This is a genomic window from Streptomyces sp. NBC_01803, assembly GCF_035917415.1.
Lineage (GTDB): Bacteria > Actinomycetota > Actinomycetes > Streptomycetales > Streptomycetaceae > Streptomyces.
This window is the reverse complement of record NZ_CP109073.1, coordinates 3821010-3844760: the sequence shown is the minus strand read 5'-3', so window position 1 is coordinate 3844760 and position 23751 is coordinate 3821010. Positions and strand designations below refer to the sequence as shown.

The following is a 23751-nucleotide window of genomic DNA, read 5'->3' as shown; positions in this document are numbered from 1 at the left end:
CTACAGGGTAGTGATCAGAGCTTCTCCACCGGGGCGTAACGGAGCAGCAGCCGCTTGGGCTTCTCGCCACCGAAGTCGATCGTGGCCTCCGCCCGGTCGCCGCCGCCCTGGACGGAGACGACCGTGCCCATGCCGAAGCTGTCGTGCGTGACCCGGTCCCCCGGCGCGAGGGCCACCACCGGCCGGTCCGCCATCCGTCCGGTGGCGAACCCGCCCGCGCCGCGCCGCCCGCGCGCTCCGGCCGGAGGCGCCAGCACCGACGACGCCGCCGAGGGCGCGGGCACCGCCGATGTCGCGCCCGTGCGGCGCCAGTCGACGTACTGCTCCGGGATCTCGTCGAGGAACCGCGACGGCGGGTTGTGCTGCGGCTGCCCCCAGGCGCTGCGCAGCGCGGACCGGGTGACGTACAGCCGCTGCCGGGCCCGGGTGATGCCGACGTAGGCGAGCCGGCGCTCCTCCTCCAGCTCCTTCGTCTTGCCGAGGCTGCGCATGTGCGGGAAGACGCCGTCCTCCATGCCGGTCAGGAAGACGACGGGGAACTCCAGGCCCTTGGCGGTGTGCAGCGTCATCAGCGTGATCACGCCGCCGCTGTCGTCCGCGTCGTCGGGGATCTCGTCCGAGTCGGCGACGAGCGCCACCCGCTCCAGGAAGTCCGCGAGCGTGCCGGGGCTGTCGGTGCCCTGGCGCTCCTGCTCGAACTCCAGGGCGACGGCCGCCAGCTCCTGGAGGTTCTCCACCCGGGTCTCGTCCTGCGGGTCGGTCGATGCCTGCAACTCGGCCAGATACCCGGTCTGTTCGAGCACGGCCTCCAGCACGGTGGCCGGTCCGGCGCCCGACTCCACGACCGTGCGCAGCTCCTCCAGCAGGACGTTGAACCGCTTGACCGCGTTGGCCGAGCGGGCGGCCATCCCGTACGCCTCGTCCACGCGGCGCAGCGCCTGCGGGAACGAGATCCGCTCGCGCTGTGCCAGCGCGTCGATCATGGCCTCGGCGCGGTCGCCGATGCCGCGCTTGGGCACGTTGAGGATGCGGCGCAGCGGCACGGTGTCCTCGGGGTTGGCGAGCACCCGCAGATAGGCGAGGACGTCGCGGACCTCGCGGCGCTCGTAGAAGCGGACGCCGCCGACGACCTTGTAGGGCAGGCCGACGCGGATGAAGACCTCTTCGAAGACGCGGGACTGGGCGTTGGTGCGGTAGAAGACGGCGACGTCGCCGGCGCGGGCGTCGCCCGTGTCGGAGAGCCGGTCGATCTCGTCGGCGACGAACTGCGCCTCGTCGTGCTCGGTGTCCGCGACATAGCCGGTGATGCGTGCGCCGGCGCCCTCGTTGGTCCACAGGTTCTTCGGGCGGCGGTCCTCGTTGCGCGCGATGACGGCGTTGGCGGCGGAGAGGATGGTCTGCGTGGAGCGGTAGTTCTGCTCCAGCAGCAGGGTGGTGGCGTCCGGATAGTCCTGCTCGAACTGGAGGATGTTGCGGATGGTCGCGCCGCGGAAGGCGTAGATCGACTGGTCGGCGTCGCCGACGACGCACAGCTCGGCGGGGTCGGCGTCCCGTCCGTCGGCGCCCACCAGGTGCTTGATCAGCGTGTACTGCGCGATGTTGGTGTCCTGGTACTCGTCGACCAGGACGTGGCGGAAGCGGCGCCGGTAGTGCTCGGCAACGTCGGGGAAGGCGTCGAGCAGGTGCACGGTGGTCATGATGATGTCGTCGAAGTCCAGCGCGTTGGCCTCGCGCAGCCGCGACTGGTACATCCCGTACGCCTCGGCGAGGGTCTTCTCGAACCCGTCGCTCGCCATCGCCGCGAAGTCCTCGGCGTCGATCAGCTCGTTCTTCAGGTTCGAGACCTTGGCGCTGAACGACTTGGGCGGGAACCGCTTGGGGTCGAGGTCCAGGTCGCGGCAGACCAGGGCCATCAGCCGCTTGGAGTCGGCCGCGTCGTAGATCGAGAAGCTGGAGGTGAAGCCCAGCAGCTTGCTCTCGCGGCGCAGGATCCGCACACAGGCGCTGTGGAACGTCATCACCCACATCGCGTTGGCGCGCGGGCCGACCAGCTCCTCCACGCGCTCCTTCATCTCGCCGGCGGCCTTGTTGGTGAAGGTGATCGCCAGGATCTGCCCGGGGTGCGCGGAGCGGGCGGCCAGCAGGTGCGCGATGCGGTGGGTGAGCACCCGGGTCTTGCCGGAGCCGGCGCCCGCCACGATCAGCAGTGGCGTTCCGCTGTGGGTGACGGCCTCGCGCTGCTGCTCGTTCAGCCCGGCCAGCAGGGCGGCGGCATCGGTGACGGGCTTGCGGGCGCCGTCGCGGTAGAAGGCGTCCTCGTCCGCCCGCTTCGGCTCGGCGAAGGTCCCGGCGAACAGGTCGTCCGGGATGTCGTCCGGCGCCGCGTCGGGCTCCGGCTCGTAGCCGGACTCGGGGGGCGGCTCCTCGTCACCCATGACGGGCAGGGGGGTGAGGTTCGCCAGCGCGTTGTCATCGAATAGGCCGCTCATCGCTGACCGAGTCTAGGCCGCCGGGCGGGCCGACGGGCCGGGACGGCGCAGGCGGTCCCGGCCGTGCCGTCCGGCTGTGAGAAGCGCCACAGAAAACGGCGTGGAACGCGCCAAACCCCGGACTCCGGTCACGAATTGGTTTCGGTCACATCGCGCATCGGCCTTCCCAAACACCGCCGCGAGTGGTTAGCGTGCAGCGCCAAGCGCTTCGTTACCGCCCCGTAAACAAGCGAAGGAGGGACCGGCCTTGGGATCTCACCGCAAGCCGCGCGTCGGCTTTCTCAGCGGGTTCACCACGCGCCGCGGCGCCGTCGGTGTGGGCGTGCTGGCGCTCGCCTCGGCGACGCTGTTCGGCTCGACCGCGCGGGCGGACGACGACGCCTCCTCCGTCGAGGAACAGCGCGACCGCGCCGACGAGGCGCACGAGCGCGCCGTCGAGGTCAGGGACCGGGTCGACGAGCTGTACCGGGAGGCCGGCACCGCCACCCAGCACTACAACGCCGCCCAGGAGGCCACCGACCGGCAGCAGGAGATAGCCGACGAGCTGATGGAGGAGGCCGCGGCGGCGAGCGAGCAGGTGAACGAGGCCCGCCAGGTGCTGGGCACGTTCGCCACCGCTCAGTACCGGCTCGGCGGCGGGCTCTCGGACACCGCCGCGCTGCTCCTCGCGCCGGACGTCAGGAGCTTTTTCGACACCAGGAACACCCTCAACCGGCTGACCGAGGCGCAGCGACAGGCCGTCACGGACTTCACCGAGCGGAGCGAGGACGCGGAGGCGCAGCGCGCCGACGCGTCCGAGGCGCTGGCCGAACTGGAGGCGAGCGAGGCCGAGCGGGCCGAGCAGGAGGAGACGGTCCAGGGGAAGTTGACCGAGGCCCGCGAGTTGCTGGACCAGCTCACCGACGAGGAGGAGGCCGAACTCGCGGAGCTGGAACGGCTGGAGCGCGAGGAGGCCGAGCGTCTGGCCGAGGAGGCGCGCCGGGCGCAGGAGGAGCGCGAGGCGGCGGAACGCGCGGCGGCGGAGCAGGCCGCGGACGGCGGAACCGGCGGCGAGGCCGCGGACATCGGCGGCGGCGAGGTCTCCGGCCAGGCGGAGGCGGCGATCGCCTTCGCGGAGACCCAGCTCGGCAAGCCGTACGTCTGGGGCGCCACCGGGCCGAATTCCTATGACTGTTCAGGGCTGACGCAGGCCGCCTGGCGCGCGGCCGGTGTGAGCATCCCGCGCGTCACCTGGGACCAGGTGAACATCGGCACCCCGGTCTCCCGGGACGCCCTCCGCCCGGGCGACCTGGTCTTCTTCTACGCCGACATCAGCCACGTCGGCCTGTACATCGGTGACGGTCTGATGATCCACGCCCCCAAGCCGGGCGACGTGGTCAAGGTCGAGTCGATCGACTACATGCCGTTCCACAGCGCGGTCCGGCCCGCCTGAGCGGGCCGGGGCGCCCTCCCTCTCACCACAGCGCGGCGACGAGGATGTTGCCGACGGTCAGCGCGGCGACCGCGCCGAACAGCGAGTTGGGGACTTTCTCCTCGTCACGCTTGACGTAGATCAGCGCCAGGATGATGACGACCACGCCGAGTTTGACGGCGAGCTTGACGTTGTTGAGGTCCTGATCGTCGGCCTGGTTCAGGGCGACCAGCACGATGCCGGTCAGCAGTGCCGCCGCCGCGCCGAGGCGCATCGCGGGTCTCATCCGCGCTTTGCCGGCCATGGCGGCGGGCAACTGGACCGCCATATCGGCCAGCAGGACGATGAAGCCGATGAAGTGTAAAACGACGAATACGTTGATCAGCGTGTCCATGGCGCGGAGTGTACCGGCGGCCCGTTACGGGCTTCCCCCGCCCCGGAGGACCGCGCGATACCCCTGGGCGTCCTTCTCCCGACCCGTCCGGGAGGAGTCCCGGGCCGCTCCGCCGCATCGCGCGCGCACGACCACGCGCGCACGACCACGCGACGACGGGCGACCACGTACCACCAGGACCTGGTCCAGGAAGGCCCGCAAGGCAGGCCCTAGGCTTGCGGCATGCCCGTATCCCGGACCCGGAAGCCCAGGAACAAGTCCAAGGCCGCGGCCAGGGACAGCCGCGCGGACAAGCGCGCCCCCCGGGAGCCCGGTGCGGCGACCGGTGGACGGCGGCTCGCGGCCGGGGCGCTGGCCCTGGCGCTCGTGTGCGTGCTGGTCATCGGCGCGCTGTCGGCACTCTCCGGCTCCGGCGGCGACGACCCGGCCGGCGGCGGGGACGGGCCGACCGTCGAGCCGCTGCCGTCCGACCACCCGGCGCTGGCACTCGCCCGCCGGGAGGACGGTGATCCGCTGGCGATCGGGGACACCGACGCTCCGGTGGTGATGATCGAGTACGCGGACTTCCAGGACGCCTTCGCCGGCATCCACGCCCGCGACACCCACGACAGCCTGGTCGCGGAGTACGTCGAGTCCGGCGTCCTGCGCATCGAGTTCCGCAACTTCCCGGTCAACGGCCCGGAGTCCGACGCCGCCGCGCGGGCCTCCTGGGCGGCCGGGCGGCAGGGGAGGTTCTGGGAGTTCTCCGCGGTCGCGTTCGGCGAGGAGTTCAACCACGACAGCGGCCGGTTCTCCGCCGACGGCCTGCGCGAGCTCGCCACCGAGGCCGGCGTTCCCGACCTGGACCGGTTCGCCGAGGACACCGAGTCGCCGGAGGCGGGCGACGCCGTGGGCCGGGACGCGGAGGAGGCGCTGGACCTCGGCGTCACCACCACCCCCGCGTTCCTCATCAACGGCCAGGCGCTCCAGGGAGCCCGGCCCGTCGAGGACTTCCGGGACATCATCGACCAGCTCGCCGGGGCAGCCGAAGAGGACTCCGCAGACTGATCAGGAGCCGTCAACGACCACTGCCGAAGGAGCAGCAAACGGTCACCTTTACCCCTTCTGCGGACAATTGCCACCAATGCCGGTCGGGTGGCCGTGTCCGGGGGGCCGCCCGGTTTAGCCTGCGGGGCCATGGCTCAGCATCGTAAGCAGCGCCCCTGGCGCAGGACCGGCCACCGGAAGAAACCTCAGCCGTCGCCCCCGGCGGCCGTGCCCGGCGCCTTCCGCACCGCCGCGACCCTCACCCTCGCCGGGGCCGCGTCCGCCGCCGCGCTCGGCGGGACCGCCGCCGCCGACCCCGAGCCCTCGCTCGCCGAGATCGAGGAACGGGTGGACACCCTGCACCGCGAGGCGGAGGAGGCGACCGAGGAGTACAACGCCGCCGCCGAGGCCGTCCGGCGCGCCGAGGAGCGGCTCGACCGGCTGCGCGACCGGGCCGCACGCGGTACCGAGGAGCTCAACACCGCCCGGGACGCGCTCGGTTCCCAGGCTGGTGCCGCGTACCGGGCGGGCGGGCTGCCGCCGTCCCTCCAGCTCGCCCTGTCCTCGGCCCCGGACGACTTCCTGGACCGGGTCGCGCTGATCGACCGCACCGGCCGCCGACAGGCCCGCGCCGTGCGGGACATCGAGGGCCGGCTGCTGGACATCCGGCGGCTGCGGGCCGAGGCGTCCGCGCAGGCCGACACCCTCACCGACGCCCGGGAGCGGGCCGACGACCAGCGCGAGACGGTCGAGACGAAGCTCGCCGAGGCCGAGGAGCTGCTGGCCACCCGGACCGCCGAGGAGCGCGAGCGCCTGCTGGACGAGGAGACGGCCCCCGGCACCGGCCGCGCCGACCGCTCCACCACCCCGCGCGCGGCGGACCCGGCCGCCGCCCCGACCGAACGCGCCGCGGCGGCCGTCGCGTTCGCCTACGCCCAGCTCGGCAAACCGTACGGCTGGGGCGCCACCGGCCCCGACGCCTTCGACTGTTCGGGGCTCACCCAGGCCGCCTGGCGGACCGCCGGGGTCGCGCTGCCCCGCACCAGCTACAGCCAGGTCGGCGCGGGCACCCGGGTGCCGCGCGCGCGACTCGCCCCGGGCGACCTGGTCTTCTACTTCTCGGGGATCAGCCACGTGGGCATCTACGTCGGGAACGGCCAGATCATCCACGCCTCACGGCCCGGCACCCCGGTCCGTCTGGCCCCCGTCGACTCCATGCCGATCGCCGCCGCCACCCGCCCCGCGTGAGTCGCCCGGAGCACCGGCGGCGCGACCGGCCCGCGCCGCCGCACCGGACCGGGCGCGGGCCCGGGCGCGGCGGGCGGCGAACACGACCACGGCCACCACGGCGGCGAGGAGCAGCGCGGCCGGCAGCAGCGCGGCGAGCACGGGCAGCGGCATGTCGCCGCGCCCGGTCGCCCGCAGCAGGTGCACGGCGGCGACGGCGATCAGCGCCAGCCCGAGGACCAGCCGCGCCGGCTCGAAGCGGTGCCGCCGCGACAGCGCGTTCCTCCCGTTCACGGCCGCTCCACCACCACGTGCCCGATGCCCATCTCCACGCGCAACTCCAGCGTCCCGCCGGGCTCGACACCCGGCTCGGGTCCATAGGTGTCGGTCCGCTCCTCACCGAGGCCGCCCCAGGAATCGTCCGGTCGGCCCACCAGGGCCGGCGACAGCGCCTCGTAGTGGAACGCGCCCGCGCCGATCTCCGTGTGCGTGATCACCCTCGCGTCGTGCGGCACGACCACCCTGATCTCTCCGGCCCCGGCCTCCACGGCGGTGCGCAGGGTCCGGTCGGCGGGCAGATCGAGCGCCGACAGGTCGAGCACCGCGTCACCGGTGCCCAGCTCGTAGGCCGCCCGCACCGCCGACGCCTCGGTCGGCCGCCACTCGGGGCTGGACCAGCCGGTGGTGATGCTGTCCGGCAGCGCCGACGCGCCCGCCAGCATGCCGCCGGTCAGCACCACGGCGACGACCGTGCCGCCGCCGAGGCGGCCGACGAAGGCGCTGACCACCAGCCCGACGCCGTAGACCGCCAGAGCGGCGGACAGGCCGACGACCAGCGCGGTGCCCAGCGGCTCGTCCCAGGTCAGGGCGGTGCCGGTCACGCAGGCGATCGAGGCCAGCAGCTGCACCAGCCCGCCGAGGCGGAGCTCGCGCCGCCCGGCGGCCGGCGCGGGCGGCGCCTGGGGCTCGCGCGGCGCCCACCCGCCGCCCGCCGCGCCGTCGTGCGCCGCGAGGCCGGGCGTCGGCCCGAAGTCGCCGGGCCGGGCGTCGGCCGGGCCCCACAGATAGCCGCCCGCCGCCGACCCCTGCCACCAGGACGGTCCCAGCGGCGCGGGCGGCGCCTGGGCCTCGGGCGGCGCCTCCGCGACGACCTGCGCGCCGCCGGCCTGGCCCACGCCCGCCGCACCACGCCGCCGCGACCAGTGGGCGGCGGCGGCCAGCACCACCAGGATCATGACGGAGAACCAGGTGGCCGGGCCCTGGTTCCCCAGCGACGCCAGGAGCAGCCCGCAGCCGGCCACGATGAACAGCAGCGCGGTGAGTCCCGGGCCCTCCACGCGCCCGGACAGCAGCCGGCGGCCCTCGTTCTCCTCCTCGCCCTCGAACGGGATGAGCAGCCAGGCCAGGCCGTAGGCGACGAAGCCCAGGCCGCCGACGACGGACAGCACCGCGAGCGGGACCCGGAAGATCACCGGGTCGAGGTGGCAGTACCGGCCGAACCCCCCGCAGACGCCGCCGATCACCTTGTGGCGCCGGCTCCGGGTCGGCCCGTCGACCGGCGGGGGCCGCCGCTCCGCCGCCGGCTCGGTGATGAGGTCGTCGGTCATGCACACCATGGTGACGCAGCCGGACCGGGCGGGAATCCGGGTCCGTCCCCCAGTGGTCCCTGAGCTTTCCTTCAGGGACCAACCCTGATGTGGCGGGCCGTCCGGACATGTGACGATCGGAGTATGACCACCGCCACCCCGGCCGCCGGTGCCGCCCCGGACGAGGCGCCCGCGCGCAAGCTGTACCGCAGCGCGGAGGGCCGCTGGCTCGGCGGCGTGGCACAGGGCATGGCCGGGCACCTGGCGCTGCCGGTGTCGTGGGTGCGGATCGTCTTCTTCGTGCTGATCCTGGCGAACGGCCTGGGCGTGCTGCTGTACGCCATCTTCTGGTTCGTCGTCCCGCTCGGCGCCCCGCGCACGACCGCCGCCGCGCCGGCCGGGCCGCCGCTGCGCCGCCGGCTGCTGCGCCGCCCGCACAAGCGGCGGCTGTTCGCGTTCCTGGTGCTGGCCTGCGCGCTCGGCGTGCTCGGCACGAACGTCCAGTTCCCCATCAGCGGCGGGTACTTGTGGCCCCTGCTGATCATCGGCGTCGGCGCGGCCGTCGTATGGCGGCAGGCGGACAACTCGCGCCGCGCGCACTGGGCGGCGGCCACCCGGGACAGCCGCTGGCTGCCGCTGCTGCGCAGCGCCGCCGGTGCCGTGCTGGTGTGCCTGGGCGTGGGCACCTTCGTGATCGGGCAGCACCCGGCCGAGGCGACGCAGAGCCTGAGCCTGGTCTTCCAGGCGGCGGTCGCCGTCGTGGTCGGGATCGCGCTGCTGGCCGGGCCGTATCTGGTGCGCATCGTGCAGGACCTGTCCGAGGAGCGCACCATGCGCATCCGCGCCCAGGAGCGCGCCGAGGTGGCGGCCCACATCCACGACTCGGTGCTGCACACCCTCACCCTGATCCAGCGCAACGCGGAGAGCCCGCGCGAGGTGGCCCGCCTGGCCCGCGCCCAGGAACGCGACCTGCGCGCCTGGCTGTACAAGCCGGCCGAGCGCTCGGGACCCACCGAGGAGGAGGACAAGCCGGCCGGCCTCGCCGAGTCGGTCCGCGCCACCGCCGCCGAGGTCGAGGACCACCACGGCGTTCCGATCGAGGTGGTCTGCGTGGGCGACTGCCCGCTGGACGAGCGGCTGGCCGCGCAGCTCCAGGCGGCCCGCGAGGCGATGGTGAACGCCGCCAAGTACGGGGACGAACGCGGTCCGGTGCGGGTCTTCGCGGAGGTCGAGGGGCGTACCGTCTTCGTGTCGGTCCGCGACCGCGGTCCCGGCTTCGACCCCGACGCGGTGCCGGCCGACCGGATGGGCGTGCGGGAGTCCATCGTCGGCCGGATGCGGCGCAACGGCGGCTCCGCGCGGGTACGGTCCATACCAGGCGAGGGCACAGAGGTGGAGCTGACGATGGAGCGAGCGGAATGAACGGCACCGGGACGCGAGATCTGCCCGAGGAGCGCGGAGCCCGCGTCGTCCTGGTCGACGACCACCGGATGTTCCGCGCCGGGGTGCGGGCGGAGATCGGCCGCACCGAGGAGACGGGCGTGGAGGTCGTCGGCGAGGCGGGCGACGTGGACCAGGCGGTGAGCGTCATCAAGGCCACCCGGCCCGATGTGGTCCTGCTCGACGTCCACCTGCCGGGCGGCGGCGGGGTGGAGGTGCTGCGCCGCAGCGCGGAGCTCCTCTCCGCGCCCGAGCGGCCGGTGCGTTTCCTGGCGCTGTCGGTGTCGGACGCCGCCGAGGACGTGATCGGCGTGATCCGGGGCGGTGCCCGCGGCTATGTCACCAAGACGATCACCGGCTCCGACCTGGTGGACGCGATCTTCCGGGTCGCGGACGGCGACGCGGTGTTCTCGCCGCGCCTGGCCGGCTTCGTGCTCGACGCCTTCGCCTCCTCCGAGGCCGCCCCGGTCGACGAGGACCTGGACCGCCTGACCCAGCGGGAACGCGAGGTGCTGCGCCTGATCGCGCGCGGGTACGCGTACAAGGAGGTCGGCAAGGAGCTGTTCATCTCGGTCAAGACGGTCGAGAGCCACGTCTCGGCGGTGCTGCGCAAGCTCCAGCTCTCCAACCGCCACGAGCTCACCCGCTGGGCCACGGCCCGCCGCCTGGTCTGACCCCGGCCGCCGGTCAGGGGCGGCGCGCGAAACGGCGGCGGTAGGCCGAGGGGCTCAGCCCGGTGTGGCGGCGGAGCTGGAGGCGGAGGTTGGTCGCCGTGCCCAGCCCGCAGGAGCGGGCCACGACATCGAGGCGGGGCTCGCCGCGTTCGATCAGGCGGCAGGCGAGGGTGACCCGTTCGGCGGTGAGCCAGGCCAGCGGCGTGGTGCCCAGCTCGGCGCGGAATCTGCGGTGCAGTGTGGCCTGGCTGACGGCCGCCCGCTCCGCGAGGTCGGGCACGGTCAGCGGCTGGTCGAGGCGCTCCTGCGCCCAGGCGAGCAGCGCGGCGAGCGAGCCGTCGCGCACGGCCGGAACCGGCCGTTCGACGAACTGCCGCTGGCCGCCGTCCCGGTGACCGGCGAAGACCAGCCGCCGGCTGACCGCGTTGGCCACCTCGGCACCATGATCGCGGCGGATCAGGTGGAGGCACAGGTCGAGCGCCGCCGCGCTCCCGGCGGCGGTCAGCACGTCGCCGTCGTCCACGAACAGCACGTCGGGCTCCAGCTTCACCGCCGGGTGGCGGGCGGCGAGCTGCCCGGCCCAGTGCCAGTGCGTGGTGGCGCGGCGACCGTCCAGCACCCCGGCGGCGGCCAGCACGAAGGCGCCGGTGCAGAAGCTGAGCAGCCGGGCGCCGCGCGCGGCGGCCCGCCGGACGGCCGTCAGGACCTCGGGCGCGGGCGTGGCCAGCGGATCGGGGCGGTTGGGGACGATCACGGTGTCCGCCTCGGCGGCGGTGTCGAGGCCGGCGACGCCGGAGAGCGTGAAGAATCCGGCGTGCATCCGTACCTCGGGCCGGGCGGCGCACAGCGTGAACTCGTACCAGGGGCGGCCCAGTTCCGGCCGCCGCAGTCCGAACAGTTCGGTGGCCACACCCATTTCGAACGGGTTGGACCCCTCGTCGACGATCATCACGACGCGGTGCGGACGGGAGTGCGAGGATTCTTGCGGCATATGCGATTCCTATCACTCGTCCCGCGCCGCGCGGCGCGGGACGATGACCGCATGACCACCAGGAACGACGGACCGGCCAGGCCGGTCGACCTGTACGCCGCACTCGACACGTTCGACGAGATCTTCGACCCGCGCGTCGCCACCCGCGTGAACGACTACGACGTCCGCATCGGCAAGGTGCGCGGCGACTACGTCTGGCACACCCACCAGCACACCGACGAGTTCTTCCTCGTCCTCGACGGCGAGCTGACCATCGGCCTGCGCGAGAACGGCGCCGAGCGCACCGTCACCCTCTCGCGCGGCGCGGTCTTCACCGTGCCGCGCGGCACCGAGCACCGGCCGTCCTCGGCGGACGGCGCGGCCATCCTGATGTTCGAGCCGACCGGCACCGTCACCACCGGCGACGACGGGGACACCGCCGCCGCCCTGCCCGGCCACATCAGGCCGCGCACCGGCCGCGCCCTGGCGGAGTGAGCCGAGGGCTCACTCCCACTCGATGGTCCCCGGCGGCTTGCTCGTGATGTCCAGCGTCACGCGGTTGACGTCGGGGACCTCGTTGGTGATCCGGGTGGAGATCTTCGCCAGCAGGTCGTACGGCAGCCGCGACCAGTCGGCGGTCATCGCGTCCTCGGAGGAGACCGGGCGCAGCACCACCGGGTGGCCGTAGGTGCGGCCGTCGCCCTGGACGCCGACGCTGCGGACGTCGCCCAGCAGGACCACCGGGCACTGCCAGATCTCCCGGTCGAGCCCGGCGGCCGTCAGCTCCGCGCGGACGATCGCGTCGGCCTCGCGCAGCAGGTCCAGCCGTTCCCGGGTGACCTCGCCGACGATCCTGATGGCGAGCCCCGGGCCGGGGAACGGCTGCCGCTGGACGATCTCCTCCGGCAGGCCGAGCTCCTGCCCGACCATCCGCACCTCGTCCTTGAACAGCTTCCGCAGCGGCTCGACCAGCTCGAACTCCAGGTCCTCGGGGAGCCCGCCCACGTTGTGGTGCGACTTGATGTTGGCCGTGCCGGTGCCGCCGCCGGACTCGACCACGTCCGGGTAGAGGGTGCCCTGGACCAGGAACGCCACGTCCTCCCCCGCCGCGCCCGCCTCGGCGACCAGCTCGGCCTGGGCGAGCTCGAAGACCCGGATGAACTCCCGGCCGATGATCTTCCGCTTCTGCTCCGGGTCCGAGATACCGGCCAGCGCCTCCAGGAAGCGGTCGGCGGCGTCCACGACCTTGAGCCGCACGCCGGTCGCGGCCACGAAGTCCTTCTCGACCTGCTCGGTCTCGCCCTTGCGCATCAGCCCGTGGTCCACGTACACGCAGGTGAGCTGGTCCCCGATGGCCCGGTTCACCAGCGCGGCGGCGACCGCCGAGTCCACCCCGCCGGAGAGCGCGCAGATCGCGCGCTTGCCGCCGACCTGGGCGCGGATCACGGCGACCTGCTCCTCGACGATGCTGCCGGTCGTCCAGGCCGGGGCGATGCCCGCGCCCCGGTAGAGGAAGTGCTCCAGCACCTGCTGCCCGTAAGTGGAGTGCATGACCTCCGGGTGGTGCTGGACGCCGTACAGCCGGCGCTCGTCGTCCTCGAAGGCGGCCACCGGGACGGTGCCGGTGGAGGCGGTGACGGTGAAGCCCTCGGGGGCGGCCGAGCAGGCGTCGCCGTGCGACATCCACACCTGCTGCTCAGCGGGCGTGCCCTCGAAGAGGGTGGAGCCGGTCTTGCTGACGGTCAGCGCCGTCCGCCCGTACTCGCGAGCGCCGGTGTTGTCGACCCGCCCGCCCAGGGCCTGGGCCATGAGCTGGAAGCCATAACACATGCCGAGCACCGGCACCCCGGCCTCGAAGACGGCGCGGTCTATGCCGGGGGCGTCCTCGGCGTAGACCGACGAGGGGCCGCCGGAGAGGATGATCGCGCGCGGATTCCTGGCGAGCATGTCGGCCACCGGCATGGTGGAGGGGACGATCTCGCTGTAGACCCTCGCCTCACGCACCCGGCGGGCGATGAGCTGCGCGTACTGCGCGCCGAAGTCCACGACGAGGACCGTGTCGGTGTCCTTGCCTGCCACGTCTGCCACGTCTGCCACCAAGATGTTGCCTTTCTCGCCTTCCCCCTGAAGTGCCTCCGAGTCTACCGACGGGCCGGGCCCGCCGGATCCGGCGCGGGGTTGGCCGGTGCCGGTTCCGCTGGCATACTCGCGAGCATGCTTCGCGTTGCGCGTCTGCGCTCCTTGATGTATGGCACCGGTTCGGCCGGCCGCCACGAGGAGCGCTGCGCACAGCACTGACCAGCGACGTCCTTCGCGCCCCGGGCCCATCAGCGGCGGCCCGGGGCGCTCTTCGTCGGCCGGGCGGCGGCCGAGGGGGACCCGGGGCCCCGACCGCACTGATCGAGGAGACCCCACATGAGCAGCACCGGCAGCACCACGGACACCGATGTCGTCGCGGACGGGCGCGAGCGCCTCGACGCCCTCGACGCCCGGATCATCGAGCTCGTCAAGGAGCGCGTCACCGTGTCCGAACAGATCCAGGCGGCGCGGATCGCCGCCGGCGAGCGGCGCATCCACCTGGCCCGCGAGATGGAGGTCCTGCGCCGCTACCGCGACGAGCTCGGCCGCCAGGGCACCCAGCTCGCGATGACGCTCCTCGAACTGTGCCGCGGCCGGGCCTGAACGCGCACGCGAGCGAGTCACCCGTACGGAGCGTGACCGGTCTGCGGCGGACTTCGTTGAACGGTGTGTCCCCGGGGCGATGAGACACTCCGGCCCCTCGCGGTGTGGCGGGGGCCGGGTGTCGTGGGACCTCGCTCCGGTGCGGTGGCCGGGCAGCAGGGGACAGCAGGCCGGTCACGTCCTCGGGCGGCCGGTTCCCGGGACGCCGGGGACCGGCCGCCCGCTCCGCGATGAGCACGGCCGACGGCGGCGTCACCCCCGGACGCCGCTTCACCAGCACCGGCGCCGCCCTGTCGCCCGGGTGCTGACCGAGGGGCCCCGGCGCGGGACGCCGGGGCCCCTCGACATGTGGGCAGGTCGTGTCCTTTTCGTGATCAAGGCCGACACAACCGATCACCGCGATGGCGGGTCGTAGCTGATGAAACCGATCTGTCACCTCGTCACTTTCCTTCCACTTCCTTTCACGGCCGTTCCTTCTACGGGGGTGAGGCACCGATGCGGCTCCGACGAGCTCTTCCCGCCACGGCGGTGACCGCCGCCGTCGCCCTGACGGGCGGCCTGGTGCCCGGCCACGCCTCGGCGGAGGACGCCTGCGCGGACTGGTCGGGCGCCGGGCCCGCGCCCACCGAGCTGACCGGCGTGCCGGAGACACTGGTGGCGGGCGAGTGGGCGGAGTTCACCCTCCGGGCCGCCAACACCTTCGACGGGCCGGTCGATTCACTGCACCCCTTCGTCTTCGTGCAGACCACCAGCCCCGGCGGCGACTACGCGGCATGGGTCGTCGCCACGGTGGAGTGGCACGCGGACGGCGAGTGGATCGAGCCCGGGACGAACGGCTATCTCGCCGTCACCGGACCGCTGGCGCCCGGCGAATACGCCGAGGCGCGGGTGCGGACGCGGGTCCCGGCCGGGATCTCCGAGGAGATGGGCTGGTCGGTGGTCTCGGGGGTGTATGTCAACGCGGAGGGCGAGTGCCAGCTCTCCGACTGGAACGATTACGAGTTCGACGCCATGCCCGCGGACGGCGACGCCGTCACCGCGGGTGAGGCGACGGGCGGCGAGGTGGTGGGCGGCATGCTGGCTCCTATGGGCGCGTTCGAGGAGCTCCCGACGGCGGGCCGCCTGCCGGACTCCGGACCGTCCGCCACCTTCCCGGCCCTGGCGCTGGCCGCCACGACCGCCGCCCTGGTGGCGTTGGGCGCGCTTCTCGCCCTCCGCCGACGCCGCCGCACGAGGGCCTGACGCCGGCTCTCCCCCATGACCGGGGTCCGCTCCCAATCCCCCGGGGGGCGGGCCCCTTTCTCCTGCCCGTCCGCCGCCGACGCGGCCCCGTTCCGCGTCCGCCCGTCCGCCCGTCCGGCCGGACGGGCGGGCGGGCGGGCGGACGGGCGGACGCGGTCGGCGGTGGCGTCTTCCGGCGGGACCGAGCCGCGACCGGCCGGCGGGTCCGCGGCGAGACGTCCATGAGCACGAGCGCCGAGGCGGAACGGAACCCGGACCGCCCGGAGACCCGCGGTGCCGTCACGCACGTCCACCGCGGGCGCCGAGGGAGCCGCGTCCGTTCACGGACTACGCCTCCGCCGTGTGCGGCTCCTCCCGCGACTCCGCGGCCGGGCGGGCCGGGGGGATGGTCGGAATCGGGAGGATCACCGGCGGGCGCAGGGCCGCGAAGGCGTCCTCGGGGACCGCCGGGTTGGCCGGGGGGACCGCCGGGAGGGACTCGTACGCGGCGCCCTGCGCCGGGCGCGGGTCCGGCTCGCCCTTGTTGGGCCACAGGGACATGGCGCGCTCGGCCTGGGCGGTGATGGTGAGGGACGGGTTCACGCCGAGGTTCGCGGAGACCGCCGAGCCGTCGACCACCGAGATGTCGGGATGGCCGTACAGCCGGTGGTACGGGTCCACCACGCCCTGGGAGGCGTCCGCGCCGATCGGGCAGCCGCCGAGGAAGTGAGCGGTCAGCGGGGTCCCGATCAGCTCGCCGACGTTCGTGCCGGCGAAGCCGTTGATGTCGTCCGCGATCCGCCGGGCCGCCTCGGCGCCCTCGGGGATGTAGTCGGGGTTCGGCGCTCCATGGCCCTGCTCGGCGCTCAGCAGGCCCTTGCCGAGGCCCTTGCGCTTGCGGAACGTCGTCAGCGAGTTGTCGTGCGTCTGCATCACCAGGCCGATGATCGTCCGCTCCGACCACTTCCGGTTCGACAGCGAGATCAGGAAGAGCAGTGGGTGGCGCACGGTGGTCGCCGCGTAGGCCAGGAGCTTGGGCATCTTCCCGTCCTGGCGGAACTGCTTGAGGGATAGGAAGCCCATCGCGTTCGAGCCCTTGCCGTAGCGGACCGGCTCGATGTGGGTGTGCTCGTCCGGGTGGATGGACGAGGTGATCGCGACGCCCTTGGTGAAGTCCAGCACGGCGTCCTTGCCGTGCTTGGCGCGGTAGCGGCGCGGGTTGGTGCGGGAGCCGACCAGGGCCTCGGAGTTGGTGCGGGTGAGCGTGCCGAGGCGGTCGGAGACGCGCGGCAGCGCGCCGGTGTCCCGCATCCGGTGCAGCAGCGTCTGGGTGCCGTAGGTGCCGGCGGCCACCACGACCTTGCGGGCGACCAGGGTGCGCCGCGCGCGGCGGCGCTTGCGCGGCGAGGCGTTCGTCGGGACGACCGTGATCCGGAAGCCCTCACCGCCGTCGAGCTCGGTGATCTCGGTGACGGTGGTCAGCGGGTGCACCTCGGCGCCGGCCCGCTCGGCGAGGTAGAGGTAGTTCTCGTTCAGGGTGTTCTTCGCGCCGTGCCGGCAGCCGGTCATGCACTCGCCGCACTCGGTACAGGCGCGGCGGGACGGGCCGACGCCGCCGAAGTACGGGTCGGGGATCTCCTCGCCCGGCCGGGCGGTGCGGGTGCCGTCGGCGTCCTGGTCGTCGCCGAAGAAGACGCCCACCGGCGCCATGTGGAACGTGTCGCCCACGCCCATCTGCTCGGCCGCCGCCTTCAGATGCGTGTCGGACGGGGTCATGGTGGGGTTGAGCCGGACGCCGAGCATGCGCTTGGCCTGGTCGTAGTACGGCGCCAGCTCCTGCTGCCAGTCGGTGATGTCACGCCACTGCCGGTCCATGAAGAAGGCCGCCGGCGGCACGTAGAGGGTGTTGGCGTAGTTCAGCGAACCGCCGCCGACCCCCGCGCCCGCCAGGATCATGACATTGCTCAGGAGGTGGATGCGCTGGATGCCGTACAGACCCAGCCGGGGCGCCCACAGGTAGTTCTTGATGTCCCAGGAGTTCTTGGGGAGATCGGTGCGGGCGAAGCGGCGGCCCGCCTCCAGCACACCGACCCGGTAGCCCTTCTCGGTCAGCCGCAGGGCGGACACGGAGCCGCCGAATCCGGAGCCGACGATCACCACGTCGTAGTCGTAGGCGTTGTCTCGCATCAGCGGAACCTCAGCGTCTTCAGTGCTTTCAGGGATTGCGTCAGCAGCGCCGCGTAACGGCGGTCGTCCAGGCCGAATGACGGCTCCATCGGCACCAGCCGCTGCTGGGCGATGGTCTGCGCCTCGGTGTACTTGAGGATGCCCTCCGAGCCGTGCCGCCGGCCGAGGCCCGAGTCGCCCATGCCGCCCATCGGGGACTGCACGCTGCCGTACGCGGCGGCGTAGCCCTCGTTGATGTTGACGGTGCCGGTGTGGAGTTGGGCGGCGATCCGGCGCGCGCGGCGTCCGTTCTTCGACCAGACGCTGGAGTTGAGGCCGTACGGGGTACCGTTCGCGCGGGCGATCGCCTCGGTGTCGTCGTCGAAGCGGTAGACGGAGACGACCGGGCCGAAGGTCTCCTGCTCGCACACCAGCATCGAGGGCTGGACGTTGTCGAGGATCGTCGGCTCGTGGAAGAACGGGCCGAGGTCGGGGCGCGGCTTGCCGCCGGCGAGGATCTTCGCGCCCTGCGCGACGGCGTCCTCGATGTGCCGGGTCACCGCGTCGAGCTGAGCCTGCGAGACGAGCGAGCCGACGTCCGTGCCGTAGTCCAGCGGGGCGCCCAGGCGCAGCGCCTGGGTGCGCTCGCTGAACCGGCGCAGGAACTCGTCGGCGACCGAGGCGTGGACGTACAGCCGCTCCACCGAGATGCACAGCTGACCGGCGGAGGAGAAGCAGGCACGCACCGCGCCGGCCGCCGCCTTGTCGAGATCGGCGTCGTCCAGCACCAGCATCGCGTTCTTGCCGCCGAGTTCGAGACTGACGCCGACCAGCCGCGCCGCCGCGCCCTGGGCGACCTCGCGGCCGGTGCGGGTGGAGCCGGTGAACGTGACGTAGTCGGCGTGCCGGACGACCTCGGGGCCGACGACCGGGCCCTCGCCCAGCACGACCTGCCAGACGTCCTGCGGCAGCCCGGCCTCGATCAGCAGCCGCCGCGCCCACAGAGCGGTCAGCGCGGTCTCGGTGTCGGGCTTCATGACGACGGCGTTGCCGGCCGCGAAGGCGGGCAGCGCGTCACCGACGGAGAGTTCGAGCGGGTAGTTCCAGGGGGCTATCTGGCCGACGACCCCGCGCGGGTGCCGCAGCTCGCGCACCTGGGTGAGGAGGGGGAAGACGCCGGTGTGCCGCTTGGGCCGCAGATAGGCGGGCGCCTTGCGGCCGTAGTGCCGCGCGGCGACGGCGACGGCCTGCACCTCTTCGTGCGCGTGCAGCCTGGCCTTGCCGGTCTCCAGCTGGATGAGGTCGAGGACCTCGCTCTGGCGGCGCAGCAGAAGATCGTGGAAGCGCAGCAGCACGCCCGCGCGCTGCCGCGGCGACCTGGCCGCCCACGCCGTCTGCGCCGCTCTGGCGCGCTCGAACGCCGCGGCCACCTCGTCCGGCGTCGCCTCGGGCAGCTCGGCGAGACGCTCGCCGGTCAACGGGGTGTGGCAGGCGGTACGGCCACTGCCCCCGACCCCCTGGGTCAGCAGGCTCACCAGCTCGCTGGTGACTACTCGGGCGGCCTGTGCCTGAGGGTCTGACTGCGCTGTCGTCATAGGCGGAGATTACGACTGAGCGCCCAGCGTTGACTACCCATTGGTAACAAAATTTTTCGCCAGCGATCACTGGCAGCGTCGCTCCGATCAGCCCGTGATGCGGTAGCTCCCCGCCGTGACGTCGTAAATGGCGTTGATCCGGTCCTGCTGATCGGCCGGACCGCGGACCATCACAATGTGATAAGCGTCGTCCAGCAGCACCACTTGGTTGTAAGCCACCCGGTCGCCGCCGTCCTGCCAGCCGAAGACGCCCTCGACCATGGTCGCGTTGCCCACCGCGGTGGTGGTCAGTCCGCTGACCGTGCCGAACTGATAGTTCCGGTAGTCCGCCAGCTCCGGCTGCCGGGTGAGCTGATAGCGCATCGGGTCGTCGCCGTACTGCTGGGCGCGGTCCCGCCCCGACACGACCACGATCTCGATGCCGCCCTCGCCATAGACGACCTGACCGTCACCGTTCATGCCCTGCCGCCGCCATCCCTCGGGCACCGTGAGCGCGAACCCCTCGGGGTCCTCGCGTGTCTCGTAGCCGTCCGGCGGCGCGGCGGGCTCCTGACCGTCCTCGGCCGGCGAGGTGTTGGTCGGGTCCTCGCTCTCCTCCGGGTCGGACTCCGGCTCGGAGGTGGGATCGGTCGGCTCGTCATCCGGCGGGGTCTCCGGCTCGGCCGGGTCCGTCGGCTCCTCCGAGGCCGGCGGCCCGCCCGCGCCGCGGCGCGGCGTGTCGTCCCCGGACATGAAAGCCAGCACATAGGCGACGGTCCCGGCCAGCCCGAACAACACCAGCGTCAACAGGATGCCCCCCAGCCGACGCGGACCGCCCGGGCCGCGCGGGCGCGGGCGACGGCGCGGGCCGACCAGCTCGCCGCGGAGCCGCACGACCGGCAGCCGCCGCGGGTCGGCCGGCCGGCCCGGCTCCAGGGCGGGCGGCGCGGTGACCGTGTGGCGGCCGGCCTCCGGCTCGGGCGCGGCGCGCAGCAGGGAACGCAGCCAGCCGCGCAGCTCCTCGGCGCTCGGCCGCTCGGTCGGGTCCTGCCGCAGCAGGGACTCGATGACCGGCCGCAGTGCCCCGCAGTCCTCCGCGAACGCGGGCTGCTCGGCGCAGACGGCCTGGGTCAGCTCGGCCGCGTTCTCCTCCGGGTAGGGCGGGTAGCCCTGCACGACGCGGAAGAGCAGCGCGCCGAGAGCCCAGAAGTCGGCGGGCGGGCCGACCGGCGGAGCCAGCCGCCAGTGCTCGTACACCGGGCCCGCCTGCTCCGGCGCCCAGCGCTCGGTGACGGCGCCCACGGTGGTGATGCGCGCCTGCCGGGCGCGCTCGGCGGCCCGCGCGGTGCCCGGGCCCCGGTAACGGCTTCCCGCCGCCGGACCGCCCGCGCCCGGCGCGCGCGGCGGGCGCGGCTCGCCCGGGTCCGCGCGGCGCGGCTGCGCCGGGGCCTGGGCCTGGCCGGTGGCCGGGGGCGGGCCCGGACGAGCCGACGCGCCCTCCCAGCCCGTGCGCACGGGGTGGCTCGGCCGCACCGTCCCGGGCAGCTCGGTCGGGCTCACCGCGCCCGAACGGTGTGCCGCGCCGGCCTGCGTGCCCGCCCGGTACGCCGCGATGGCGCCGCTGCGCGCCGCGCGCTCGGCGGCCGTGGTCGGCGGGTCCTCGTCGGGTCCCCGGGCGGCGGCCAGGGCCGCCCGCCCGCTCTGGTCGGAGCCGCCGGAGCCGCCCTCGAAGTCCCAGGAGGAGGGCAGCGCATCGTGCCCGCCCCGGGGCGGAGCGCCGGGCTCCTCGCCGTGCGGGTCCGCGCCCTGGTCGGGCCCGGCACCGCCGCGCGGGCCCGGCTCCTGCGGGACGCCGCCCTGCTGCCGCACCCGGGCCACGAGATCGGCCGCGCCGCCGACGGGGGGCGGGAGCGCGTCGTGGCCTTCCTCCTCCAGCCGCCGCACCTCGGCGGTGGTCTCCCAGCGCTTGTAGGCGTCGGGCACGGCGCCGCCGTGCGGGCGGGGCCGCGGTGTGAAGCCGGGCGGCGTGCCGCCCAGCTCGCGCACCTGGGCGGCGACGTCGTCGTGGCCCTCGCCGGGACCGCCGGGACCGTACGCCGGCGGTCCGGGCAGCGCGGGGGTCTGCCGCGGCGCGCCGTTCTCCAGGCGCGCGGACGCGCCCTGGCCGGGGGGCAACTGCTCCCGTCCGCCCCGCGGTTCCTGGTGCGGCACGGCGGCGAACGTGTCGGGAACACCAGCCGGCGGCGGCAGCGGGTCGTACCCGCACAGCACTTCCTCCGCCGCCCCGACCGCCAGGCCGGTCAGCATGGCGCGGCCGTCCTCGCAGATCATGACCGTGCGAACGGTCAGGTTCCGGTGGGTCCAGCCATGCGCGTGGACTATCCGCAGGGCCGCGAGAAGATCCGCCGCCACCTCGGCCGCCCGGTACGGACCGAGCCGCTCCTCGGCCAGCACGGCGGCCAGCGGCCTGCCCGGCACCAGCTCACTGACGATCCACAGGCCGTCGCCCTGCACGAACACGTCGAAGACCTGGTCGAGCCGGGGATGGTCGGGAAGCCGCGCCGCCGCGGCGGCGGCCTCGACCGCGCGCCGCACCACCGGGTCCTCCGGCGTGCGCGTGGCGCGGTCGCTGTAGCCGCGGCCCATCGCCGGACGCGCCCTGCGGCCGTCGCCGTCGAGCGTCTCCGCGTCCACGATCTCGGGCAGCGGCACCTGGCGCACCAGGACTTCCTGCCCGCTCGCCGTGTCGAAGGCCCGCGACTCGATGAGCTCGAACTCCTCGGAGGGAGTCCTCGGCAGCCGATAGCGGTCGGCCAGCAGCCGACCCGCGTAAGTGTCCACGATGCCTCCCCACCGCGTGCGAACCCCCACCGGGCACGGTCCCTCACGATACGCGCCACGGGCAGAAGACGGCTACGGTCCGTCAACTCTTGATAATGCTCAGTCCCAGGGTTCGAACGTCTCGAAAGCGGTCTCACGGAGCGTGGTACAGGTGCTGTCGTCCCATTCGTCCACGGGACAGGTGACCATGATGGCGTAGCCGTGGGTGTCGTCCACCCGGAATCCCCTGTTCAGCACCCGGACGCGCACCCCGTCCTCAGCGCGCTCGAACTCCCAGTCGGCGACGGTCGGATAGCCCCGCCACTCCACCGAATCGATGCCGATCAGCTCGTAGTCGTCGCTGTTGCGCGCCGTCGAGGGCTCCAGGGAGCGCCAGGCGGCCTCGGCGTCGTCGCCGGGGCTGGAGTTGAAGTCGATCTGGACCTTGGGCGGTCCGCCGTCCGCCGCGCTGTAGATACCACCGGAGTCGGCCCCGGCGATGCCGGTACGCTCCCAGCCCCTGGGCAGCGAGACGCGGAAGTGGAAGCGGCTGTCGGAGATCCGCGCGTACCCGGCGGGGGTCCCGGGCAACGAGACGTCCGGATCGGTCTCCGGCTCGGTGCCGCGCGGGCCGTCCCCGTCGGCGTCCGACCCGTCGTCCCCGGGGTCCTCGTTCCCCGTCTCGGTCCCGGTGGGGTTCTGCGTCTCCTCGCCGCCCGGATCCTCGGCGGGGTCCTGCGGCGACTCCCCGGCGCCCTGCTGGTCCTCGCCGGACCGCTCGTCGGTGTCCTCCTCGCCGGACCCGCCCTGCGTCTGGGCGTCGGTGCCGCCGCCGTCCTCGTCCCCCAGTCCGGAGGCCAGCGCGGCGCCGAGCAGCGCGAGCAGCACGGCCACGACGCCGGCGATGAGCATCAGGCGCCTGCGTCTGACGCCGTCCGGCGGGGGCGCGACCGGGCCGGTGGTCGCGGGCTCCGCGACGGGCGGCAGCGGCGGGGGCGGCTCGGGCGCCGCGGTCGCGGGCAGGGCCGCCACCGGCTCGGCGGGGGTAGGGCTCGGGTCGGCCGCCGGCTCGCGGGGCGCGCGCATGCCGACCACCACGGTCCGGTCGGCGGGCTCGGCGGCCGGGGTCCCGGCCAGCGCCCGGTCGAGCAGCTCGCGGGTGTGCTTCTCGTCCAGCCGCCCGGCCGGGTCCTTGACCAGCAGCCCGGTGATGACCTCGGTGAGTGGGCCGGCCCGGCGCGGCGGCGGCACCGGGTCGTACATGACGGCGGCCAGGGTGGCGATCGCGCCGCCCTCGTCGTAGGGCGGGCGACCCTCGACGCAGCAGTACAGCAGGGCGCCCAGCGACCACATGTCGGCGGGCGGGCCGGGGGCCCCGCCACGGGCCCGCTCGGGCGAGATGTAGGAGGGCGCGCCGACCAGCATGCCGGTGGAGGTGATCGACGGGTCGCCCTCGACCTTGGCGATGCCGAAGTCGGTGAGGACGACACGGCCGTCCTCGTCGGCGATGAGCACGTTGGACGGCTTGACGTCGCGGTGCAGCACCCCGGCGGCGTGCGTGGCGCGCAGCACCTTCAGAATGGCGAGCCCTATCGACGCGGCGCGCTCCGGCCGCATCGGCCCCTCGCCGCGGATGATGTCGGCCAGCGAGCGGCCCTCGATCAGCTCCATCACGATCCAGGGCCGCGCACCCTCGTCCACCACGTCGTAGATGGTGACGACGCCCTGGCTGCGGATGGTCGCGATGGCCTTGGCCTCGCGCAGGGTGCGCGTGATCATGCGCTTGCGCTCACCGTCGTCGACACCCGGCGGCAGCCGAAGCTCCTTCACCGCCACGGACCTGGCCAGGACTTCGTCCCTGGCCCGCCAGACCGTGCCCATGCCACCGCGCCCGACGACCACGCCCAGGCGGTACCGCCCGTTCAGCAGGCGGCCCTTGGTGCCCTCGCTCCCGGCATCCGGCGTCCCGCCCGCGGCGCGGCCGTCCGCACCCTCGTCGTCCGGCACCGCTTCGGGCGTGGCGTCCCGCGGCTCGATGTCCCCGTTGTCTTGGCCCATGCGTCGCGTCCCC

General features: G+C 73.8%; 18 protein-coding genes. 8 read left to right on the top strand and 10 right to left on the bottom strand.

Going from position 1 to position 23751, the window contains the following annotated elements; genetic code table 11:
• Window positions 1–14: 14 nt before the first annotated feature.
• A complete protein-coding gene (gene pcrA, locus OIE51_RS17535) occupies window positions 15–2489 on the bottom strand; it encodes a DNA helicase PcrA (RefSeq protein WP_326598654.1) in 2475 nt (824 codons plus the stop codon).
• Between the two features lie 247 nt (window positions 2490–2736).
• Between pcrA and OIE51_RS17530 the strand changes: the two genes are divergently transcribed.
• Window positions 2737–3921 carry a C40 family peptidase gene (locus tag OIE51_RS17530; protein ID WP_326598652.1) on the top strand — a complete coding sequence of 395 codons (1185 nt, stop codon included), beginning with the start codon at window positions 2737–2739 and terminating at the stop codon, window positions 3919–3921.
• A 22-nt stretch (window positions 3922–3943) separates the two neighbouring features.
• Here OIE51_RS17530 and OIE51_RS17525 read toward each other — a convergent pair whose 3' ends face one another.
• Window positions 3944–4294: a hypothetical protein gene (locus OIE51_RS17525; RefSeq protein ID WP_326598651.1), complete on the bottom strand. Its 351-nt coding sequence runs from the start codon at window positions 4292–4294 to the stop codon at window positions 3944–3946.
• A 222-nt stretch (window positions 4295–4516) separates the two neighbouring features.
• Between OIE51_RS17525 and OIE51_RS17520 the strand changes: the two genes are divergently transcribed.
• Together OIE51_RS17520 and OIE51_RS17515 are read left to right on the top strand one after the other, a co-directional pair.
• Window positions 4517–5341 carry a DsbA family protein gene (locus tag OIE51_RS17520; RefSeq protein WP_326598650.1) on the top strand — a complete coding sequence of 275 codons (825 nt, stop codon included), beginning with the start codon at window positions 4517–4519 and terminating at the stop codon, window positions 5339–5341.
• A 129-nt stretch (window positions 5342–5470) separates the two neighbouring features.
• Window positions 5471–6568, top strand: coding sequence for a C40 family peptidase (locus OIE51_RS17515; RefSeq protein ID WP_326598649.1), 1098 nt, complete (start codon window positions 5471–5473; stop codon window positions 6566–6568).
• Here OIE51_RS17515 and OIE51_RS17510 read toward each other — a convergent pair.
• Window positions 6494–6841, bottom strand: a complete 348-nt coding sequence (locus OIE51_RS17510) for a hypothetical protein (protein ID WP_326598648.1) — start codon at window positions 6839–6841, stop codon at window positions 6494–6496. The two genes, OIE51_RS17515 and OIE51_RS17510, sit on opposite strands and share 75 nt — an antisense overlap.
• The gene (locus tag OIE51_RS17505) at window positions 6838–8154 is read right to left on the bottom strand and encodes a PspC domain-containing protein (RefSeq protein ID WP_326598647.1); all 1317 of its coding nucleotides are present in this window, start codon (window positions 8152–8154) and stop codon (window positions 6838–6840) included. Before OIE51_RS17505 ends, OIE51_RS17510 begins: the two co-directional genes overlap by 4 nt.
• A 123-nt stretch (window positions 8155–8277) precedes the next feature.
• On the opposite strand from OIE51_RS17505, the gene OIE51_RS17500 reads away from it, so the two are divergent.
• Together OIE51_RS17500 and OIE51_RS17495 are read left to right on the top strand one after the other, a co-directional pair.
• A complete protein-coding gene (locus tag OIE51_RS17500) occupies window positions 8278–9555 on the top strand; it encodes a PspC domain-containing protein (protein WP_326598645.1) in 1278 nt (425 codons plus the stop codon).
• The gene (locus OIE51_RS17495) at window positions 9552–10247 is read left to right on the top strand and encodes a response regulator transcription factor (RefSeq protein WP_326598644.1); all 696 of its coding nucleotides are present in this window, start codon (window positions 9552–9554) and stop codon (window positions 10245–10247) included. The genes OIE51_RS17500 and OIE51_RS17495 overlap by 4 nt, the downstream gene beginning before the upstream one ends.
• Window positions 10248–10260: 13 nt before the next feature.
• Here OIE51_RS17495 and OIE51_RS17490 read toward each other — a convergent pair whose 3' ends face one another.
• A complete protein-coding gene (locus OIE51_RS17490) occupies window positions 10261–11238 on the bottom strand; it encodes a helix-turn-helix domain-containing protein (protein WP_326598643.1) in 978 nt (325 codons plus the stop codon).
• A 51-nt stretch (window positions 11239–11289) separates the two neighbouring features.
• Here OIE51_RS17490 and OIE51_RS17485 point away from each other — a divergent pair, with 51 nt between their 5' ends.
• The gene (locus OIE51_RS17485) at window positions 11290–11712 is read left to right on the top strand and encodes a cupin domain-containing protein (RefSeq protein ID WP_326598642.1); all 423 of its coding nucleotides are present in this window, start codon (window positions 11290–11292) and stop codon (window positions 11710–11712) included.
• 9 nt (window positions 11713–11721) lie between these two features.
• On the opposite strand, the gene guaA is transcribed toward OIE51_RS17485, so the two are convergent.
• Window positions 11722–13305 (bottom strand): glutamine-hydrolyzing GMP synthase, encoded by a 1584-nt coding sequence (gene guaA, locus OIE51_RS17480; RefSeq protein ID WP_326598641.1) that lies wholly within the window; start codon window positions 13303–13305, stop codon window positions 11722–11724.
• A gap of 327 nt (window positions 13306–13632) precedes the next feature.
• Here guaA and OIE51_RS17475 point away from each other — a divergent pair, with 327 nt between their 5' ends.
• Both OIE51_RS17475 and OIE51_RS17470 read left to right on the top strand, forming a co-directional pair.
• Window positions 13633–13899, top strand: a complete 267-nt coding sequence (locus OIE51_RS17475; RefSeq protein ID WP_326598639.1) for a chorismate mutase — start codon at window positions 13633–13635, stop codon at window positions 13897–13899.
• 495 nt (window positions 13900–14394) lie between these two features.
• Window positions 14395–15141: an LPXTG cell wall anchor domain-containing protein gene (locus OIE51_RS17470; RefSeq protein ID WP_326598637.1), complete on the top strand. Its 747-nt coding sequence runs from the start codon at window positions 14395–14397 to the stop codon at window positions 15139–15141.
• Between the two features lie 327 nt (window positions 15142–15468).
• On the opposite strand, the gene OIE51_RS17465 is transcribed toward OIE51_RS17470, so the two are convergent.
• From OIE51_RS17465 to OIE51_RS17450, 4 genes are all read right to left on the bottom strand, one after another.
• A complete protein-coding gene (locus OIE51_RS17465) occupies window positions 15469–17307 on the bottom strand; it encodes a GMC family oxidoreductase (RefSeq protein WP_326598636.1) in 1839 nt (612 codons plus the stop codon).
• The gene (locus OIE51_RS17460) at window positions 17307–18881 is read right to left on the bottom strand and encodes a succinic semialdehyde dehydrogenase (protein ID WP_326598635.1); all 1575 of its coding nucleotides are present in this window, start codon (window positions 18879–18881) and stop codon (window positions 17307–17309) included. The genes OIE51_RS17465 and OIE51_RS17460 overlap by 1 nt, the downstream gene beginning before the upstream one ends.
• 87 nt (window positions 18882–18968) lie before the next feature.
• The gene (locus OIE51_RS17455) at window positions 18969–21701 is read right to left on the bottom strand and encodes a serine/threonine protein kinase (RefSeq protein ID WP_326598634.1); all 2733 of its coding nucleotides are present in this window, start codon (window positions 21699–21701) and stop codon (window positions 18969–18971) included.
• A 99-nt stretch (window positions 21702–21800) separates the two neighbouring features.
• On the bottom strand, window positions 21801–23738 hold the full coding sequence (locus OIE51_RS17450; protein WP_326598633.1) for a serine/threonine-protein kinase: 1938 nt from the start codon (window positions 23736–23738) through the stop codon (window positions 21801–21803).
• Window positions 23739–23751: the final 13 nt, after the last annotated feature.

What these genes read in the sequence shown, in the direction of transcription:
- pcrA (WP_326598654.1), bottom strand. Translation starts at nt 2,489, where the DNA reads ATGAGCGGCCTATTCGATGACAACGCGCTGGCGAACCTCACCCCCCTG.
- OIE51_RS17525 (WP_326598651.1), bottom strand. Translation starts at nt 4,294, where the DNA reads ATGGACACGCTGATCAACGTATTCGTCGTTTTACACTTCATCGGCTTC.
- OIE51_RS17520 (WP_326598650.1), top strand. Translation starts at nt 4,517, where the DNA reads ATGCCCGTATCCCGGACCCGGAAGCCCAGGAACAAGTCCAAGGCCGCG.
- OIE51_RS17515 (WP_326598649.1), top strand. Translation starts at nt 5,471, where the DNA reads ATGGCTCAGCATCGTAAGCAGCGCCCCTGGCGCAGGACCGGCCACCGG.
- OIE51_RS17505 (WP_326598647.1), bottom strand. Translation starts at nt 8,154, where the DNA reads ATGACCGACGACCTCATCACCGAGCCGGCGGCGGAGCGGCGGCCCCCG.
- OIE51_RS17500 (WP_326598645.1), top strand. Translation starts at nt 8,278, where the DNA reads ATGACCACCGCCACCCCGGCCGCCGGTGCCGCCCCGGACGAGGCGCCC.
- OIE51_RS17495 (WP_326598644.1), top strand. Translation starts at nt 9,552, where the DNA reads ATGAACGGCACCGGGACGCGAGATCTGCCCGAGGAGCGCGGAGCCCGC.
- OIE51_RS17490 (WP_326598643.1), bottom strand. Translation starts at nt 11,238, where the DNA reads ATGCCGCAAGAATCCTCGCACTCCCGTCCGCACCGCGTCGTGATGATC.
- OIE51_RS17485 (WP_326598642.1), top strand. Translation starts at nt 11,290, where the DNA reads ATGACCACCAGGAACGACGGACCGGCCAGGCCGGTCGACCTGTACGCC.
- OIE51_RS17475 (WP_326598639.1), top strand. Translation starts at nt 13,633, where the DNA reads ATGAGCAGCACCGGCAGCACCACGGACACCGATGTCGTCGCGGACGGG.
- OIE51_RS17470 (WP_326598637.1), top strand. Translation starts at nt 14,395, where the DNA reads ATGCGGCTCCGACGAGCTCTTCCCGCCACGGCGGTGACCGCCGCCGTC.
- OIE51_RS17465 (WP_326598636.1), bottom strand. Translation starts at nt 17,307, where the DNA reads ATGCGAGACAACGCCTACGACTACGACGTGGTGATCGTCGGCTCCGGA.
- OIE51_RS17460 (WP_326598635.1), bottom strand. Translation starts at nt 18,881, where the DNA reads ATGACGACAGCGCAGTCAGACCCTCAGGCACAGGCCGCCCGAGTAGTC.
- OIE51_RS17450 (WP_326598633.1), bottom strand. Translation starts at nt 23,738, where the DNA reads ATGGGCCAAGACAACGGGGACATCGAGCCGCGGGACGCCACGCCCGAA.